Source organism: Agromyces protaetiae (assembly GCF_004135405.1).
Taxonomy (GTDB): domain Bacteria; phylum Actinomycetota; class Actinomycetes; order Actinomycetales; family Microbacteriaceae; genus Agromyces; species Agromyces protaetiae.
The window spans coordinates 614,428-631,778 of record NZ_CP035491.1 but is presented as its reverse complement, the minus strand read 5'-3'; the positions used below and the strand labels follow the sequence as shown (position 1 = coordinate 631,778).

Genomic DNA, 17,351 nt, shown 5'->3' with positions numbered 1-17,351 from the left:
GCTCGTCACATGCGCCCGCTCACGCCCCGGACGGCCGCGCCGGGAGGCGAGGGCGGCGAGCCGCAGGCGGCGAGCCCGGGGCATCCGAAGCGCTCGAGGCCTACGGTCGCGATCGTCGCGGTGTTCGCGCTCGTCGCGACCGCCGTCGCGGGCGGAAGCCCCGCGTGGGCAGACGAGCCGGCCGACGACACGCTCAGCGGGGTCGTGACGATCGAAGGTCCCGACGGGCCGCCTGCCGAGGGGGTGACTGTCGACGCGATCCCGACGACATGCGGATGGTTCTTCTGCCCATCGATGGTCACGACGACGACCGACTCCGACGGCGGCTGGGAGTTCTCCGGGCTGCCCGCCGCAGACTACCGGGTGCGGTTCTCGGCAGCCGAGTACCGCACGACGTGGGTCGGGGGAAGAAACGACCGGGAGGCCGAGGTCTTCACGATCGGCGGCATGCCGGCTGTGACCGGTCTAGCGACGTGGGTATGGGGCGTGGACATCCCGCTGCGAGGGTATGCCTCGGTGCGGGAAACCCGCGAGGTCCTCGCGGGCATTCGCGTCGATCTCCACCTCGCAACGGCGCCTACGGACTCCGCGCCCGCCTACACGACCCACACCACGCCCGACGGCACGTGGGGCTTGCGAGTCGCCCCAGGAATCTACCGGGTGCACTTCACCGATCCGACAGGCACGTACCCGGATGCCTGGGCCGGCGCCTACCACAGCTGGTACGAAGGCGAGACGCTCCATGCGACCTTCGGGGTCGAAGGGCCGCTCGGCGCTGATGAGTTCTGGGTCGACGACGAGCATGTCGAGAACTGGGCCGAGTACCGCGCCGACGCCGTACGCGCGTCGCAATGGGAGGCGATGGCCCGGCCGAACCTCGTCGGTGTGCCCGCGAACGGCGGCTATGCGACAGTCGGCCAAGGCTTCGAGGTCGATCCCGGTCTCTGGGAGCCGACGCCGGATGAGATCCGCTGCGAGTGGGCGAGCGCGGTCGGGCCCTACGGGTATGGAACTCAGTTCACGATTCCGGTCGGCTTGACCGGCGAGATCTACGCGATCTGCACTCCGCTCAAGAACGGGTACGCTGCGCCTCCGCTGCGCTCCCAAGCCCTGAAGATCGTCGCCGAACTCCCCGAAGAACCCGAGCCCCCGAGGCATCCGTCTCGCTCCTCGTCGTGCGCGGCGACCAGCGACTGTTCGACGAGAACTCGGTCGAGCACGTGACGATCGAGGCGTACGCCGCCGACGATGCGAGCGCGCCCGTCGAGGTCTTCGACGAGGGCGAGCTCCAGACGGGGTCGATCTTCGGCGGTGCCGCGACCGTCGAGCTGCCGCCCGGCGACTACCGCCTGCGGGCGGTGCTCGGCGACGGGTCGGCCGGGTGGTGGGTCGACCTGCTCCCGACGACGAACGACGAGATCTTGGAGATGTTCGCTCACTCGGGACCGCATGCGTTCCGAGAGTTCGAGGATGCCTCGATCGTGCATGTGTCGGACGAGGGCGTCGCCGAGCCGGGGCACGGCGTGGTCCCGATCTTCCCCGAGACGAGTTCGCTGCTCGGCGGCGTGTTCAGCGACTCCGACGATGCGGTCACGGCGGTCATCGCGCCGCTCGACGTGGGCGCGACGATGGAGGTCTTCCCGGTCGGCTCCGACGACGTGGTGGCCTCGGGCGTCGCGGGACCGTCGGGCGTCATCTCGGTCGACGGGCTCGCGCCTGGCGATTACCAGGTGCGCCTCACGGGCGACCGCACGGTCTCGCCCGAGGTCGGCAGCCCCTACCAGGAGACCGTGTCGCAGTGGTGGCCGATGGAGACGGAGCGGTCGGCGGCGAAGACCATCACGGTGACCGAGGCGGGCCTCCACTACGTGGGCGTCACGGCGAACTTCACGACCGAGGACTTCGGCACGACCGAGCCGGGCGACCGTGGCACGATCCAAGGCGAGGCGGCGGTGGACCTCCCGGTCGAGCTCGTGCCGACGCCGAGTCTCGGCGGCGAGGGCGAAGACCCCGTGCTCATCCAGCGCATCCGCGACTACGACCTGCATATGACGAAGGTGTCGTGGCGTGCCGACGGGGTGCCGATCCCCGGGGCAGCGTCGAAGTCGCTCGTGATCCCGCCGACGGCGGAGGGCAAGGCGCTCACGGCGCACTTCACGAGCTACATCCTGTTCGGGCTCTTCCGCGAGGACGCCGAGACTCCGCCGGTCGAGGTCGGGCCGTCGCCGTTCGCGCCCTGGCTCGAGCAGGGCGTGCCGACGATCGCGGGCGACCTCGTGCCGGGGGCGTCGCTCACGGCGACGATCCCGACCTGGCGGCCCGGTGCGAACACGAAGAGCTTCCAATGGCTGCGCGACGGCGTGCCGATCGCCGACGCCACGAAGCGCACGTACAAGCTCACGGGCGCGGATGCCGGCAGCCGTCTGTCGTTCGCCGTCACGGTCGTGAAGCCGGGGTACTCGACGGGTTACCAGGTGAGCGACGAGACCGACGAGGTCGCGATCGGCGCGTTCACGCAGACGCCCGTGCCGAAGGTCAAGGGGCCGTTCCGCTACGCGAACGGCAACCCGCTCACGGTCACGACGGGCACCTGGAAGCCGGCCGGAACCACCGACTTCGCCTACGAGTGGTTCCGCGACGGCGAAGCGACGGGGCAGAACGGAGCCGAGTACGAGCTGTCTCCCGACGACGTCGGCGCGACCCTCACCGTGCGGGTCACGGGCAGCAGGCCGGGGTACGAGTCGGTCACGCTCGACAGCGAGCCGTCCACGGCGATCCTGCCGGGCAAGATCACGAGCGACGCGGTGCCGACGATCACGGGCGCGGCACAGGTCGGACAGACCCTCACGACCGACGGCGGCCAGTGGTCGACGGTCACGGGGCTCGTGCCCGACCTCTCGTACGAGTGGCTGCGGGCGGGCGACCCGATCGCGGGCGCCACCGCCGCGCAGTACACGCTCACGGCCGCCGATCGCAACAAGGTCGTCAAGGTGCGGGTCACGGCGAGCCTGCCGGGCTTCACGTCGGTGACGAAGCCGAGCGTCGGGACGGCGAAGGTCGCGCAGTAGCGAACCGGAGACCCCGGAGGGCATTCGTCGATGCGCACAACGTGCGCGCGAGACATCCGCCCGCGTTCTTGTGGTGTTCCGCCAACGATCGATCCGGATTCACGGATGCCTCGTACAGTCAACGCGTGCACATGCTCTTCCGTACGCTGCTTCACATCCTCTTCCTGTCGAAGCGCAAGCCCGACCTCGGCCACTGGGATGTCGCGCGCACGCGCTTCGTGACGCTGCCGACCGACCTCGACATCAACATGCACATGAACAACGGCGTGTACCTGTCGATCATGGATGTCGCGCGGTTCGACATGCTCGTCCGCAACGGGGTCTGGAAGATCATGATGGACAAGGGCTGGTACCCCGTCGTCGCGAGCGAGACCATCACGTTCCGGAAGTCGCTCAAGCTGTGGCAGCGGTTCGAGATCGAGACGCGCACGCTCGGATTCGACGAGAAGTCGGTCTACCTCGAGCACCGGCTCGTGCGCCCTTCGAAGGGCTCAGGGGGCAAGGAGCCCGAGATCTACGCGCAGGCGTTCATCCGCGGCCGGTTCCTGCGGCGGGCGGGCGGCACGGTGTCGACCGCCGAGCTCAACGAGGCGTTCGGGGCCGATCCCGCGGGCATGGGCCTGCCCGACTGGATCGAGCGCTGGGGCGTCGACGTCGCCCTGCCGCCGCAGCGTGCCGAGGCGCCGTCGGTCTGGAACTGAGGCCGCGGGCCCTCAGTCGCCTTCGACGCTCGCGACGACGAGCTTCGCCTTGTCGCCGAAGGCGCATTCGAAGAGTTCGCCGACTTTGCTGTCGGTCCGCACCCGCGCGGTGAGCCCCGAGGCGATGAGGGTGTTGATGAGCATGCCCTGCGCCATGAAGTCCATGGTGCCCTGGGCGTCCATGACGTCGCGCAGGCGGTCGTAGACGCGCATGAAGCATTCGCGCGCGACGGGGCCGATGCCCGAGTCGTGGCCGAGCAGGAAGCCCTGCATGAGGGCGAGAAGGATGCCTCGGTGCGTCTGCACGAGCCGGGTGTACGCGCCGCCGAGCCGGGCCTGGAGCGACTGGCCGTAGCCTGTGCGGTCGTCGGGTGAGGCCGCGTCGTAGGCGGCGATCTCGGCGTCGAAGGTTGCGAGGATCTGCGCGGTCGAACGCTCGAGCACCTCGATGAAGAGCTGCTCTTTCGTGCCGAACATGCGCACGACGTAGGGCTGGCTGATGCCTGCGGCGCGTGCGACGCGGTCGGTCGTGGCGCCCGCGTAGCCGAGCTCGCCGAAGACCTGGGTGGCGGCGTCGAGGATCAGCTCGCGCCGCTCGGCCGCGGGGATCCGATCGGATTTCGTCTGCACGCTTGACATGTTATCAGCCGATTACTACATTGGCCGGTGTTCTAGTAATCAGTCGATTACCACATGCATTCGCATCGTCCGTCGAAGCCCCGAAGGGGAGACCAATGTCAGCCACCGCACGCCGCACTCCGGTGTGGCTCGCCGTCGTCGCGGCATCCCTGCCGATGTTCATGGCGACGCTCGACAACCTCGTCATCACGAACGCCCTGCCGGCCATGAGCGCCGACCTCGGGGCATCCATCGAAGAACTCCAGTGGTTCGTCAACGCCTTCACCCTCGCCTTTGCGGGCTTCATCCTCGTGGCCGCGGCCCTCGGCGACCGGCTCGGCCGCCGCACGGTGTTCGTCACGGGCATCGCCGTCTTCACCCTCGCGTCGATCGGCGCGGCCGTCAGCACCGAGTCGTGGATGGTCATCGTGAGCCGCGCAGTGCAGGGCGTCGGCGCCGCGGCCGTCATGCCGCTCTCGCTCGCGCTCCTCGCCGGAGCCGTGCCCGCCCGCCTCCGCCCCGCCGCCATCGGCATCTGGGGCGGCGTCTCGGGCCTCGGCGTCGCGCTCGGCCCGCTCATCGGCGGCGCCATCGTCGAGGGCTGGAACTGGCAGGCGATCTTCTGGCTCAACGTGCCGCTCGGCGTCATCGCGATCCCGCTCGCCCTTGCCGCACTGCCCAACACGTTCGGCGCGCGCGTGCGCCTCGACCTGCCGGGCGTCGTGCTCGCGGGCCTCGGCGTGCTCGGCGTCGTCTACGGCATCGTGCGCGGCAACGACGCCGGCTGGGACTCGTTCGAGGTGCTCGCCTCGCTCATCGCGGGCGCCGCGCTCCTCGTCGCGTTCGTCCTGTGGGAGCGCCGCTCCGCGGCCCCACTCCTGCCGCTCCGGCTTTTCCGCGATCGCGGGTTCACGGTCGCGAACCTCACGGGCTTCGGATTCAGCTTCGGCATGTTCGGGGTCGTGTTCATCCTCGTGCAGTTCCTCCAGGTCGTGCAGGGCGCGAGCCCGCTCGAGGCCGGTGTCCAGACGACGCCCTGGACCATCGCGCCCATGTTCATCGCACCGCTCGCGGGCCTGATCGCTCCGCGCGTCGGCACTCGGGCGCTCATCGTCGTCGGGCTCTCCCTGCAGGCCGTGTCGCTCGTGTGGCTCGGCTCGGTCATGACCGCCGACGTCGCGTACGCGACGCTCGTGCCGCCGTTCATCCTCGCCGGTGTCGGCATGGGGCTCGTCTTCGCCCCCATGGCGACGGCCGTGCTCGCGTCGATGCCCGAAGACGACCACGCGAAGGCGACGGGCACGAACTCGACGCTTCGCGAGGTCGGCGTCGCACTCGGCGTCGCCGTGCTCACGGCCGTCTTCGCGGGCGCGGGCGGCGAGCTCACGCCGACCGGCTATGTGGATGCCGCGGTGCCGGCCGTGTTCGTCGGCGCCGCCGCGATCGTCCTCGCCCTCGTGGCCGCGTTCTTCCTCCCGGCCGGGAGGTCGGAGCGGGCGGTGCGCGGGGCGCGGGGTTCGGAGGTCACGGGGTCGCCCGCCGCGCCTGAGCTCGCGCTCGTCGAGTAGCGCGTGCCGCGGGTCGAGTAGCGAAGCGAATCGAGGCCTCGCGAGGGGTCTCGATACGCTTCTTCGTCGCTACTCGACCAGCGGTGGGGAGGGGCGGGCGGTTACGCCCGCGCCTGCCGCGGGATCACGACCTCGCGGATGATGAGCAGGATGCCCGCCGAGATCGGGATCGCGACGAGCGCGCCGAGGAGCCCGAGCAGGGTGCCGCCCGCGAGGGCGGAGATGAGGACGATCGTGCCCGGCACCTGCACGGCCTTGCCCATGATCCGCGGGGTGAACACGTACGCCTCGACCTGCATGTAGACGAGCATGATCGCGAGCACGATGAGCGCCGCGACGGGCGAGACGAAGAGCGACACGATCGTCATGAGGATGGTCGTGAGCACGGTTCCGATGAGCGGGATCAGGGTCACGAAGAGCGCGACGACGCCGATGACGAGCGCGAACGGCACGCCTACGATCGCGAGCAGGATCGTCGAGAACACGGCGTTCATGAAGGCGAGCACGACCATGCCGCTCAGGTACTTGCCGACCGATTGCATGATCCGCTCGGCGTAGCCCGAGATCGTCTCACGGTGCGACGCCTTCACGAGCGAGTAGCAGGCCTGCTTGATGGAGTCGAGCGTCGCGATGAAGTAGATCGACAGCACGACGACGAAGAACCCCGTCGAGACCGCGTTGATGACCGACGCGCCGAAGGCGAGCGCGTTGCCGCCGATCGTCGCCCACAGGTTCGGGTCGGTGATGATGCCCTCGAGGCCGGTCACGAGGTTGCCGAGCAGCCCGTTGGTTGCGGCGTTCGCGCTGTCGAACCATCCGGATGCCTCGACGCGGTTCACGAGCTCGGGGATCGACTGCACGAGCCCGAACGCCTGATTCACGACCGGCGGGATGACGATCCAGATGATCCCGATGACGACGGCGACGAACAGCAGGATGACGACGACGATCGCCGTGCCCCGGCGGAGTCCGCGCCGCTGGAACCACCGGATGAGCGGGTCGAGCCCGAGCGCCACGAACGCCGCGATGAACACCGACAGCACGACCGACTGCAGATTGACGAACGCGATGCCGACGGCGAGCGCGAGCAGCACGCCGAGCGTGACCACGAACCCCCACTGGAGCGGCCGGTGGGCGAAGAGCGATCGGTGCGGCTCATCGGGCGCGGGTGCGGGCGCCGGCGCGGGTGCTGAGGCGGGCGCGGGGGCGTCGTGCTCGGCGGGGTCGGCGTCGTGCTGGGGGGCGGAGTCCACGGGATCAGCTGACGGCATCGGGAACGTGGAGTTCTTTGTAGTGGCGATCGAACGCCGAGGCGTACGCCTCCCAGTCGGGCAAGGGGCGGTCTTCGCGCGCGGCGTCGAGCCGGTCGAGGTAGTAGTCCCACCCCGGCCCGTACTCGACGGCCTGCTTGGCGTCGTGGAGCCGGTGCGCGAACGAAAGCGTCGTCATGCCGCCGGCCTCGAGGAGGTGGGCCGAGAGGCGCATCGAATCGGGCATCTCGCCGATGTCGAGGCTGAAACGGTGCGGCGCTTCGCACTCGAGAATGGAAACGTTCATCCACGGGGCATCCGGGTCTTCGGCCGTCATCTTGAACCGCACCGCTCCCGTCGACGGCAGACCCGTGTAGGTGCCGATCCAGCGCTCGAGGAAGCCCGGGTTCGTCAGGCTGAACCAGACGTCCTCGATCGGCGCACGGAACAGCCGGTCGAACTGGAGGTACAGGCCGTCGGCCTTCAGCAGGTAGTGCCCGGTCGGTTTCGCACCCATCGTGACCCCCCAGTCGTCCGTGGCTCTCAGGCTAATCCCGTCGTGCATGGCAGGGCTAGAGTCGGGGCATGGCTTCGGGCGGCAAGCAAGTCGGGTCGGATCAGGGTGGCGTCGTCGAGAGCAAGACGGGGCTGTGGGGCGCGCTCGCGGGGGTGATCGTCGCGGCGCTCATCGCGGTTCCGCTGTCGGCGTCGTTCTCGTTCGCGACGCATCCGCGGTCGCAACAGCTCTTCGGCGAACGGCTTTCGGAGATGGACCCCGGAGGCTACGTCGCGTTCTGGTGGATCGTGACGTTGCTGCTCGCAGCGCTGCCGTTCCTCGTCGGGTTCGCGGTCGCGAAACTCTCGGCGCGGAGCATCATCGTCGTGGGAGCGATCGTCGCCCTCTTCGTCGTCGCGATCGTCGTGCTCGGGCAGGTGTTCGTCTTCTGAGCTCCTCGCGCTCAGGCGCCGTCGTAGGCCTCGCGCGCCGCGTCGATCTCGGCATGGTGCTCGGCGGCCCAGCCGACGAGGCCGAGCACGGGCTCGGCGAGCGAGCGGCCGAGCGGGGTCGCCGCGTACTCGACGCGCGGCGGGATCTCGGGATAGCTCGTGCGCGAGACGAGCCCGTCGCGCTCGAGGCTGCGGAGCGTCTGGGTGAGCATGCGGTGCGAGATGCCGTCGATGCGGCGCTGCAGCTCGGTGAAGCGCAGTGACCGGTCGTGCAGGAGTCCGATGACGAGGAGGCTCCACTTGTCGCCGAGTCGCGAGAGGACGTCGCGGATGACGGTGCTCTCGGGATGCTCCGCGCTGCACGTCGAGGCGGGGGCATGCGGGTGGTCGGAGAAGGGGTGGCGCGAGGCATCCGTCAGAGTCATGGGGCGTCCTTTCGCGATACGCACCTGGAGGTGCGTGACGCACGGTGAAGTGCGAGGCATCCGTGACATAGAGTCACTGATCGTGCCTGACGCACTGATCGTAACCGACTGACCCGAAACATCCCTGGAGTACCCCATGATCATCGTGCTCTGGATCGCCACCGCGCTCCTCGCCCTCGCCTTCCTCGCCGCCGGCTTCATGAAGGCGTCCACGCCGCGCGAGAAGCTCCTGCCCAAGATGGCGTACATGGAAGACCTGTCGGACGGGCAGGCCCGCGTCGTCGGCGTCCTCGAAGTGCTCGGCGCGCTCGGGCTCGTCCTGCCCGCCGCGACGGGCGTCCTGCCGTGGCTCACGCCCGTCGCCGCGTTCGCGCTCGTCGTCACGATGATCGTGGGCGTCGCGATCCACGTGCGCCGCAAGGAGCCGTTCGTGCCCGCCGCCGTCCTCGGCGTGTTCGCGGCCGTCGTCGGCTCGGGCTGGATCATCTTCGGCTGACCGCGCGACTCCCCGGCGCGCGTGAGGACGCCAACCTGGGATTCGCGAGCGCGAGTTTCCCCGGTTGACGTCCTCACGGGTAGGGATTCTTCGGGAAGGGGGACCCCGGTCAGGCCCCGCGGGCCTCGAGCACGGCCATCGCCGCGTTGTGGCCGCCGAGGCCGCTGACCGCCCCGCCGCGCACGGCGCCCGATCCGCACAGGAGGATCCGCGTGTGCGCCGTCGCGACGCCCCACCGTTCGGCGGGGGTCGCGAGCGCCTGGCCCGGCTCCGCCCACGGCCACGACAGCGACCCGTGGAAGATGTTGCCGCCCGGCATGGCGAGCGCCTCCTCGAGGTCGCGCGTCGTCTTCGTCTCGATGCACGGGTTGCCCGAGGCATCCGTTGCCAAGATGCCTTCGATGGGCTCGGCGAGCACCGAGTTCAGGGATGCCAGCACCGCCGCCTGCAGCCGCTCGCGCAGTTCGTCGTTGCCGTAGCGGTCGACGAGCCGGTCGGGCACGTGCAGCCCGAACACCGTGAGCGTCTGGGTCTCGGTGTCGCGGAGCGACGGGCCGAGAATGGTGCGGTCGCTCAGCGTATGGCAGTAGATCTCGCACGGCAGCGGGTCGGGCAGCTCGCCCGCCGCGGCGGCGTCGTGCGCGTGCTCGAGCTGCGTTGCGAGCTCGTTGATGTGGAACGTGCCGGCGAACGCGGCTTCGGGCGCGACGGTCTCGTCGCGGAGCTTCGGCAGGCGGTTCAGGAGCAGGTTGACCTTGACCTGGGCGCCTTCGGGGCGAGCGGTCGTGGCCGACGAGTCGGCGGAAGCGGCGAGGAGCCCGTCGAGCACCGTCGGCGCCGCGTTGACGAGGATCGTGTCGGCACGCGACATCCGCTCGCCGTCTTCGCCCTGCCACCGCACCTCGCCGTCGGGCGAGACCAGGGTGACAGTGGCGCCCGTCACGAGGGTCGCGCCCGCCTCGCGGGCCGCGCGCGCGAGTTCGCCGCTGACGGCGCCCATGCCGCCGACGGGGACGTCCCAGTCGCCGGTCCCGCCCCGATGACGTGGTACAGGAAGCAGCGGTTCTGGTCGAGCGACGCGTCGCCGAGGCCCGCGAACGTGCCGATGAGGGCGTCGGTCGCGACGACGCCGCGCACGAGGTCGGTCGAGAACCGCTCGTCGATCGCCTCGCCGATGGGCTGCTCGACGAACTCGCGCCAGATGCGGTCGTCGCCGACGAGGGCGCGCGCCTCGTCGCGTGTCGGCAGCGGCTCGGTGAGGGTCGGGAAGAGCGCTTCGGCGATCCGCACGGTGTCGCCGTAGAACGCGTTCCAGGCGTCGGCGTCGATCGCCGCATCGACGCGGTCGAAGGCGGCGACGGATGCCTCGGGGCCGGCCTCGTTGTCGACGAGGAGGCCGCGCGACGGGTCGGCGGGGTCGGGCGTGAACGACGAGTACCGACGTCGCACGAGTGAGATGTCGAGGCCGAGGTCGTCGATGATCCGCTTCGGGAGCAGGCTCACGAGGTACGAGTAGCGCGACAGGCGGGCCTCGACGCCGTCGAACGCCTCGGCCGAGACGGCCGCGCCGCCCAGGTGGTCGCTGCGTTCGAGGAGGAGGACGTCGAGTCCGGCGCGGGCGAGGTACGCGGCGGCGGTGAGGCCGTTGTGGCCGCCGCCGACGATCACGACGTCGTGATCGGCAGGGGTCAGGTGGGACATCCAATGAGCGTAGACGGTGACGAGGGCGCCGGATGACGCGGCGGAGCCTCCTCCGGGATGGAAGGAATCCTCCCGAACGGGTGCCACCCATGCGGGGGTGAAACGGACCGTTTTCTCGTTTGCGGCAAATTACTGACAAGTTAGTAAGTTAACGCTACGCTCCCCGTGCGACCGCGCCGAAGGAGGCGTCGGGCGTGCACCACGCACCATCCGGAAGCAGTTGCCGGGCGACGCGAGAAGCGCTCCCGGCGACGACGTTCAAAGGAGAACACCGTGACGCACCGCAATGAGGCGAGGCATCCGCTCGCTTCGAACCATCCGCCCCACCGCCTCGCGCGCCGCCTCGGCGCCGGAGCGGCGATCACCGCCCTCGCGATCGGAGGCGCAGCCATTCCCGCACTCCCGGCCGCCGCAGACGACTCGGACCTCTTCGGTCCGAACGTCACGATCTTCGACGACACCTGGACCGCCGACGAGATCAGCGCGGCCCTCCAGGCGGCGTCGCAAGAGGCGGAGTTCAGCCTCAACCGCCACCAGTTCTTCTTCAAGCCGGGCACCTACGGCTCGGCGGCAGGACAGAACAACCCGGCGACGGCGACCGATATCGTCAACTCCGAACTCGGGTACTACCAGGCCGTCGCCGGCCTCGGCGCCTCGCCCGAGGACGTGCGCATCAACGGCTCGATCCACGTCGAGCCCGTGCGCGCGTGCGAAGCGACCCCGTGGGACTGCCAGGCCCCCGGCTCGCTCACGCGGTTCTGGCGATCGATGTCGAACCTCACGTTCAACCCGATCCAGCGCCCGGTCGGCGTCGACGCCGACCGCCCGAACAACCAGAGCGGCGTCACGAACGCGCACCAGATGCGGTTCGCAGTCTCCCAGGCCGCTCCGCTCCGCCGAATCAACATCGAGGGCAGCCTCACGTTGATGGGCCGCTACGGCGAGCAGGCGTCGGGCGGCTACCTCGCCAACTCGAAGGTGAGCGGCGAGATCCTGAGCGGGTCGCAGCAGCAGTGGTTCACTCGCAACACGTCGGTGGGCACCTGGAACGGCGGCGTCTGGAACATGGTGTTCTCGGGCGTCACCAACGCGCCCGCGACCGACTTCGGCCCGCAGACCGGCAGCACGCTGCACAACAAGACCAACATCGGCGCCACGCCGATCGTGCGCGAATCGCCGTTCCTCTACTTCGAGGACGACGCGTACAAGGTCTTCGTGCCCAAGGCCAAGACGGAGTCGACCGGCTACGACTGGTCGACCGACGCCTCGGCCGGCGAGTCGATCCCGCTGTCGGAGTTCTTCGTCGTCAAGGAGGGTGCGACGGCTGCGCAGATCAACGCCGCGCTCGCCGACGGCAAGAACCTCCTCATCACACCGGGCGTCTACAACCTCGACGCCGCGCTCGAGGTCGACCACGCCGACACCGTCATCCTCGGTCTCGGCTACGCGTCGCTCGTTCCGACGAACGGCAACGCCGCCATCGAGGTCGGCGACGTCAAGGGCGTCAAGATCGCGGGCCTCACGGTCGACGCGGGCACGACCCTCTCGGACGTGCTCCTGAAGATCGGCCCCGACGGCGCGACGCAGGCCGACCCGGCCGACCCGACGACGCTCACCGACGTCTTCATCCGCATCGGCGGGCCGTGGGCCGGCAAGGCGACGACGTCGATCGAGGTCAATAGCCCCAACACGCTCCTCGACCACATCTGGGCCTGGCGCGCAGACCACGGTCAGGGCGTCGGCTGGACGTCGAACGTGGGCGACCACGGCGTCGTGGTCAACGGCGACAACGTCACCGCCCTCGGCCTCTTCGTCGAGCACTACCAGAAGAACCAGGTCATCTGGAACGGCGAGCGCGGTCGCACGGTGTTCTACCAGAGCGAGATCCCGTACGACCCGCCCACGCAGGGCGCCTACATGGACGGCGCGCGCAACGGCTACGCGTCGTACAAGGTCGGCGACAACGTGCGGCAGCACTTCGCGCAGGGCCTCGGCGTGTACTCGTTCTTCGACCCGCAGTACAACGGGGCGCAGAACATCTACGTCGAGAGCGGCATCCAGGTGCCGCAGCGCCCCGGCGTGAAGATCCAGTCGGCGGTGTCGGTGTTCCTGAACGGCACGGGCGGCATCACCCACATCGTCAACGACCAGGGCGACACCGCCCAGGGCCCCGGCGGCGGTGTGTCGAAGTTCCTCGTCTCGTACGAGACGGCGGTCGACCCCAACGCCCAGAACCTGCAGGTCACGGTTCCGGTCGGGGCGCCCGGCGAGTTCGTGTGGGCGATCGACGGCTCGAACGACATCGTGAGCCTCGGCACGGCGACCGAGCAGGGCGACCACTTCGCGGCCGAGGGCTCGATCAACCCCGTGCGGGTCACCGACACGCGTCGCAACGGCCCCACGTGGTCGGTGTCGGCGCAGGTGAGCGACTTCGACTCGAACGTAGCGTCGTTCTCGGGCAAGTACCTGGGTTGGACGCCGGAGGTCACGGAAGCGGGCGGCGGCACGGTCGCCGGCGCGCCCGTGCAGTCGGGCTTCGTCGCGGGCGACGGCCTCTCGGTCTCGTCGACGCTCGGTCACGCCGCGCAGGGTCACGAGCGCGGCTCGGCCAAGCTCGGCGCCGATCTCGATCTCCGGATCCCGATCGACTCGACCGACGGCACCTATCGGGCGACGCTCACGATCACGGCGCTCAGCTGAGTGCGGTGACCGGATGTCCCTGAGCTGAGGCCCTGGCCCGGGTCGCCCGTCGGCGACCCGGGCCGGGGCTCCAGCCGTCAAGACCGCCGGGGCGGGCGTGCGCAACCGCCCGCCTCGGCCACCACGAATCATCCCGCTCGCCGCCGACATCGAGGAGCACGCCATGTCCGTCCGAGTCATCCAGCCCGCTCCGTCTCGACGTGCGGTCGTGACATCCGCCGCCGCGCTCGCCGTGGCGCTCGCACTCGCGGGCGCTGCGCCCGCCTTCGCCGACGAGGCGACCCCGACGCCCGAGGTCACGTGGGGCGTTCGCGCGGCATCCAACGACTTCGGCGACGCGCGCGAGAACTACGCGTACCGCATCGACGCGGGCGAGACCCTCGACGACGCGATCGTCATCGCGAACTACGACGAGGTGCCGCTCGAGCTCGACGTGTACGCGGCCGACGGCTTCACGACGACGAGCGGCCAGCTCGACGTGCAGACGCGCGACGAGAGCCAGGTCGCGATCGGCAAGTGGACCTCGCCCGAGGTCAACCGGGTGACCATCCCGCCGGGGGAGGCCGTCGAGGTGCCGTTCACGCTCGCGGTGCCCGCGAACGCGGAGCCCGGCGACTACGCGGGCGCCGTCGTCACGTCGCTCGCGCAGCCCGAGGTCGAGAACGGGCTCGCGGTCGACCGGCGGCTCGGCATCCGCATCCATCTGCGCGTGCGCGGCGAGCTCGCGCCGGCGCTCTCGATCGACGACCTGAAGGTCGAGTACGCGGGCACCCTCAACCCGTTCGGGACGGGCGACGCGACCGTCACGTACACGGTGCGGAACTCGGGCAACGTGCGGCTCTCGGCCGACTCGGCGGTGCGGGTCGCGGGCCCGTTCGGCATGCTGCCGGTCGACGCGACGGGCGCCGCGCCCGTGCCCGAACTGCTGCCGGGGGAGTCGTGGCAGGTGAGCGTGCCCGTCGCGGGCGTGTTCCCCGCCTTCGCGCTCGGCGCGACCGTGTCGCTCGACTCGCAGGCGCCCGAGGACACGTCGCCCGCGCCCGCTGCCGTCTCGGAGACGGCCTGGACGCCCGCCGTGCCGTGGACGCTCCTCGTGCTCGTGCTGCTCGTCGCGGCCGTCGTCGTCGCGTGGGCGCTCGTCGGGAAGCGGCGGCGCGCGGCGCGCGCTGCCGCGGAGGACGCCAGGGTGCAGGCTGCGGTCGAGGCGGCGCTGCGGCAGGCGGCGGATGACTCGACGGCGGATGCCTCGGGAGTCGTACCGGATGCCTCCGAGCCCGCGCCTGCCGACGCGCCCGCGTCGGCGGTCCGTGAGTGAATGACGGCATGGACATCGGATTCATCGCGGGCTTCGGCCCCATCGGCACCGTCGACGCGTCGTCGCACACGTTCTGGGCGGGTGCGCTCGACATCTCGTTCCACGAGAACGCGCCCCGCTACTTCCACACCGAAGAGGTCGCGGGCGCCAAGGCATTCGCGATCTGGCCCATCGACCAGGCCGCACAGGCGACGTTCGGCACGCCCGAGTGGCCCGCCGACCGGGCCGTGCCGCAGGCGTGGATCGAGTTCGACGTCGACTCGCCCGCGGCCGTCGCCGACGCCGTCGAAGAGCTGCGGGCGAAGGGCCTCGACATCCTCGTCGATGCGCACGACGAGGAGTGGGGGCAGACGACCGCTCGGCTGCAGAGCCCCGAAGGGCTGCTCGTCGGCGTCAGCTACACGCCGTGGATGCACGAGGAGCCGACGGAAGCTCCCTGAGGCTGTCGACGGGGTCAGGCGGGCAATGACACGACGATGCCCGTCAGCCCCTGCAGGATGCTCGCGACACCCGCCGAGACGGCGTCGAGCGCGCGCGCCGGGGTGACGGCCGAGGCATCCTGCTCGTCGTCGGTGATGCCCGTGCCGCGGAACGTCGCGCCCGGCCAGATCGCCGCCGTCACGTTCTCGGTCGGTTCGCCGAGCTGCGCGCCGACGACGAGGTACTGCTGATCGAGGTGCCCGGCGGTTCCGTACGCGAACTCGTCGACGACGCCGGCGCCCGCGCCGATCACGACGTCGGGCGCCGCGGCGGTCGCCTCGGCGATGCGGTCGATCAGCTCGTCGTCGTTCGCGGCGGTGAGGGTGTCGAGGTCGACGTTCTCACGATCGGCCCAGGCCTCGACCGCGTCGGCGATCGTCGTGGTCGCCGCGCTCTCGTCGGCGACGATCATGATGACGCTGAAGTCGTCGGGCACGTCGATGGTCTCCCACGATCCGGGGTGCGGCTCGATCGTCGCCTCGGGGGTCGGCATGGGTCCGCCGCCGAGGAACGCCGGGTCGACGCCGGCCGCGATGCCGCCCGAGAGCGGAGCGGAGGAGCACCCCGCGAGCGCGGCGACGAGGGCGACGGATGTCGCGGCGCGCGTCGCGGCGGTCGGGAAGCGATGCACGGCGGATCTCCTCGGTTCGGGGCGGGCCTCACGAGGATGCCTCCCGGGGGTGAACGGGAAGCGAACGATGAGTTTCCCCGTGATTCGGATGCCGTTCACCTCCGTGAGTCACGGTGCCGGGGCCCGACCTGAGGAGCCCTCCCCCCCATGATCCGATCCGAACGTGTGCGCCCGACCCCGCGCGGCCTCGCTGCCTCCCTGCTCGCCGTCGCCGCGGCATCCGCCCTGCTCTTCGTCGCGAGTCCCGCCGACGCGCACGGGTTCACCTCGACGGTGTACGCCGAAGCGACCGACACGACTCCGGCGAACCCGACGGACGTGCACGTCGAACTCGACCTCGAGTACGACCTGCTCGTCGTCTCGGCCGCCGAGAACGAGCACGACGATGCGTTCTTCGAACAGGGCATGGACCTCTTCGAGACCGGCCGCGAGGCCGAGGCGCTCGCCGACCACGCCGACACCGTGCTCGCGTACGTCACCGAGCGTTTCACGGTCGCCGAAGGCGGAGCCGCATGCGAGCCGACGCAGCAGGGCGACACGACCGTGCACGAACGCGACGGCGTGCCGTACGCGCTGCTCGCGCTCGACTACGACTGCCCGGAGGCATCCGGCTCCGAGGCATCCGGCTCCGAAGCGACCGAAGACGCGAGCGAACACACGGTCCGCAGCGCCCTCTTCCCCGACGACGAGGGCTATGTGACGGGCACCGAGACGATCCTCGAGTACGACCTCGACGGCCAGGCCGGGAGCGCGGCGCTCGACGCGGGACATCCCGAGTTCTCGACCGGGCAGGCGTGGACCGACCGCTTCGCCGAGTTCTTCGTGCTCGGCGCCGAGCACCTCCTCACGGGCATCGACCACATCCTCTTCCTGCTGGCGCTCATCGTCGGCTCGCGGCGCCTGCGCGACGTCGTGCTCGCGGCGACGAGCTTCACGATCGCCCACTCGATCACGTTCCTCCTCGCCGCCGTCGGGCTCGTCGCCGTGCCCGCCGCGATCGTCGAGCCGATCATCGCCCTGTCGATCGCGATCGTCGCCGCCTGGTACCTGTGGCGGCTGTGGCAGCAGCGAGGGAACGCGCTCGCCCAGCCGGCGAAGCCGACGGCGCGGCTCGGCCTCGACCGTGCCGACTGGACGCGCCTCGCCGTCGTCTTCGGATTCGGGCTCGTGCACGGGCTCGGCTTCGCGGGCGCGCTCGGCATCGACGAACCCTGGTCGTGGACGCTCCTCGGCTCGCTCCTCGTCTTCAACGTCGGCATCGAAGCCGTCCAGCTCGGCATCATCGCGCTCGTGTTCCCGGCGCTCCTCGCGCTGCGGTCGAAGGCGCCGCGCACGGGCATGTGGGCGGGTGCGGCGATCGCCGCGGGCGTCGCGGTCATGGGGCTCGTGTGGTTCGTGCAGCGTGTGCTCGGCATCGAGTGACCGGGGAGACCCGACGCGCGCCGAGACA

15 protein-coding genes and 1 pseudogene are annotated in these 17,351 nt (G+C 70.3%); 10 read left to right on the top strand and 6 right to left on the bottom strand.

What is annotated here, in order from left to right:
- Positions 1-9 precede the first annotated feature (9 nt).
- From ET445_RS02880 to ET445_RS02870, 3 genes are all read left to right on the top strand, one after another.
- A complete protein-coding gene (locus tag ET445_RS02880; RefSeq protein WP_165314278.1) occupies positions 10-1,224 on the top strand; it encodes a carboxypeptidase-like regulatory domain-containing protein in 1,215 nt (404 codons plus the stop codon).
- Entirely contained in the window at positions 1,176-3,068 is a 1,893-nt protein-coding gene (locus ET445_RS02875) for a hypothetical protein (protein WP_129188666.1), read from the top strand. The genes ET445_RS02880 and ET445_RS02875 overlap by 49 nt, the downstream gene beginning before the upstream one ends.
- A gap of 131 nt (positions 3,069-3,199) precedes the next feature.
- Positions 3,200-3,769 carry an acyl-CoA thioesterase gene (locus ET445_RS02870; RefSeq protein WP_129192378.1) on the top strand — a complete coding sequence of 190 codons (570 nt, stop codon included), beginning with the start codon at positions 3,200-3,202 and terminating at the stop codon, positions 3,767-3,769.
- A 12-nt stretch (positions 3,770-3,781) separates the two neighbouring features.
- Here the strand turns inward: ET445_RS02870 and ET445_RS02865 are convergent, their stop codons facing one another.
- Positions 3,782-4,399: a TetR/AcrR family transcriptional regulator gene (locus ET445_RS02865; protein WP_165314277.1), complete on the bottom strand. Its 618-nt coding sequence runs from the start codon at positions 4,397-4,399 to the stop codon at positions 3,782-3,784.
- Between the two features lie 104 nt (positions 4,400-4,503).
- Between ET445_RS02865 and ET445_RS02860 the strand changes: the two genes are divergently transcribed.
- The gene (locus ET445_RS02860; RefSeq protein ID WP_129188662.1) at positions 4,504-5,955 is read left to right on the top strand and encodes a DHA2 family efflux MFS transporter permease subunit; all 1,452 of its coding nucleotides are present in this window, start codon (positions 4,504-4,506) and stop codon (positions 5,953-5,955) included.
- Positions 5,956-6,056: 101 nt separating this feature from the next.
- On the opposite strand, the gene ET445_RS02855 is transcribed toward ET445_RS02860, so the two are convergent.
- Positions 6,057-7,208, bottom strand: coding sequence for an AI-2E family transporter (locus ET445_RS02855; RefSeq protein WP_129188660.1), 1,152 nt, complete (start codon positions 7,206-7,208; stop codon positions 6,057-6,059).
- 4 nt (positions 7,209-7,212) lie between these two features.
- Positions 7,213-7,722: an SRPBCC family protein gene (locus ET445_RS02850; RefSeq protein ID WP_165314276.1), complete on the bottom strand. Its 510-nt coding sequence runs from the start codon at positions 7,720-7,722 to the stop codon at positions 7,213-7,215.
- A gap of 68 nt (positions 7,723-7,790) precedes the next feature.
- On the opposite strand from ET445_RS02850, the gene ET445_RS02845 reads away from it, so the two are divergent.
- The gene (locus ET445_RS02845; RefSeq protein WP_129188656.1) at positions 7,791-8,153 is read left to right on the top strand and encodes a hypothetical protein; all 363 of its coding nucleotides are present in this window, start codon (positions 7,791-7,793) and stop codon (positions 8,151-8,153) included.
- An 11-nt stretch (positions 8,154-8,164) separates the two neighbouring features.
- Here ET445_RS02845 and ET445_RS02840 read toward each other — a convergent pair whose 3' ends face one another.
- Positions 8,165-8,578, bottom strand: a complete 414-nt coding sequence (locus ET445_RS02840; protein ID WP_129188654.1) for a winged helix-turn-helix transcriptional regulator — start codon at positions 8,576-8,578, stop codon at positions 8,165-8,167.
- Positions 8,579-8,714: 136 nt separating this feature from the next.
- On the opposite strand from ET445_RS02840, the gene ET445_RS02835 reads away from it, so the two are divergent.
- Complete coding sequence (locus tag ET445_RS02835) at positions 8,715-9,074, top strand: DoxX family protein (RefSeq protein WP_129188652.1); 360 nt, start codon at positions 8,715-8,717, stop codon at positions 9,072-9,074.
- A 109-nt stretch (positions 9,075-9,183) separates the two neighbouring features.
- On the opposite strand, the pseudogene ET445_RS02830 reads toward ET445_RS02835, so the two are convergent.
- Positions 9,184-10,775 (bottom strand): annotated as a pseudogene (locus ET445_RS02830) (phytoene desaturase family protein).
- Positions 10,776-11,048: 273 nt separating this feature from the next.
- Between ET445_RS02830 and ET445_RS02825 the strand changes: the two are divergent.
- The 3 genes from ET445_RS02825 to ET445_RS02815 all read left to right on the top strand — a co-directional run bounded on the left by ET445_RS02825 (position 11,049) and on the right by ET445_RS02815 (position 15,230).
- A complete protein-coding gene (locus ET445_RS02825; protein ID WP_208008509.1) occupies positions 11,049-13,475 on the top strand; it encodes an adenylyl cyclase in 2,427 nt (808 codons plus the stop codon).
- Between the two features lie 163 nt (positions 13,476-13,638).
- Positions 13,639-14,790, top strand: coding sequence for a WxL protein peptidoglycan domain-containing protein (locus tag ET445_RS02820; RefSeq protein ID WP_129188650.1), 1,152 nt, complete (start codon positions 13,639-13,641; stop codon positions 14,788-14,790).
- Between the two features lie 8 nt (positions 14,791-14,798).
- Positions 14,799-15,230, top strand: a complete 432-nt coding sequence (locus tag ET445_RS02815) for a VOC family protein (RefSeq protein ID WP_129188648.1) — start codon at positions 14,799-14,801, stop codon at positions 15,228-15,230.
- A 14-nt stretch (positions 15,231-15,244) separates the two neighbouring features.
- On the opposite strand, the gene ET445_RS02810 is transcribed toward ET445_RS02815, so the two are convergent.
- The gene (locus ET445_RS02810; protein WP_129188646.1) at positions 15,245-15,901 is read right to left on the bottom strand and encodes a hypothetical protein; all 657 of its coding nucleotides are present in this window, start codon (positions 15,899-15,901) and stop codon (positions 15,245-15,247) included.
- 147 nt (positions 15,902-16,048) lie between these two features.
- Here ET445_RS02810 and ET445_RS02805 point away from each other — a divergent pair, with 147 nt between their 5' ends.
- On the top strand, positions 16,049-17,323 hold the full coding sequence (locus ET445_RS02805) for a HupE/UreJ family protein (RefSeq protein WP_129188644.1): 1,275 nt from the start codon (positions 16,049-16,051) through the stop codon (positions 17,321-17,323).
- Positions 17,324-17,351 lie beyond the last annotated feature (28 nt).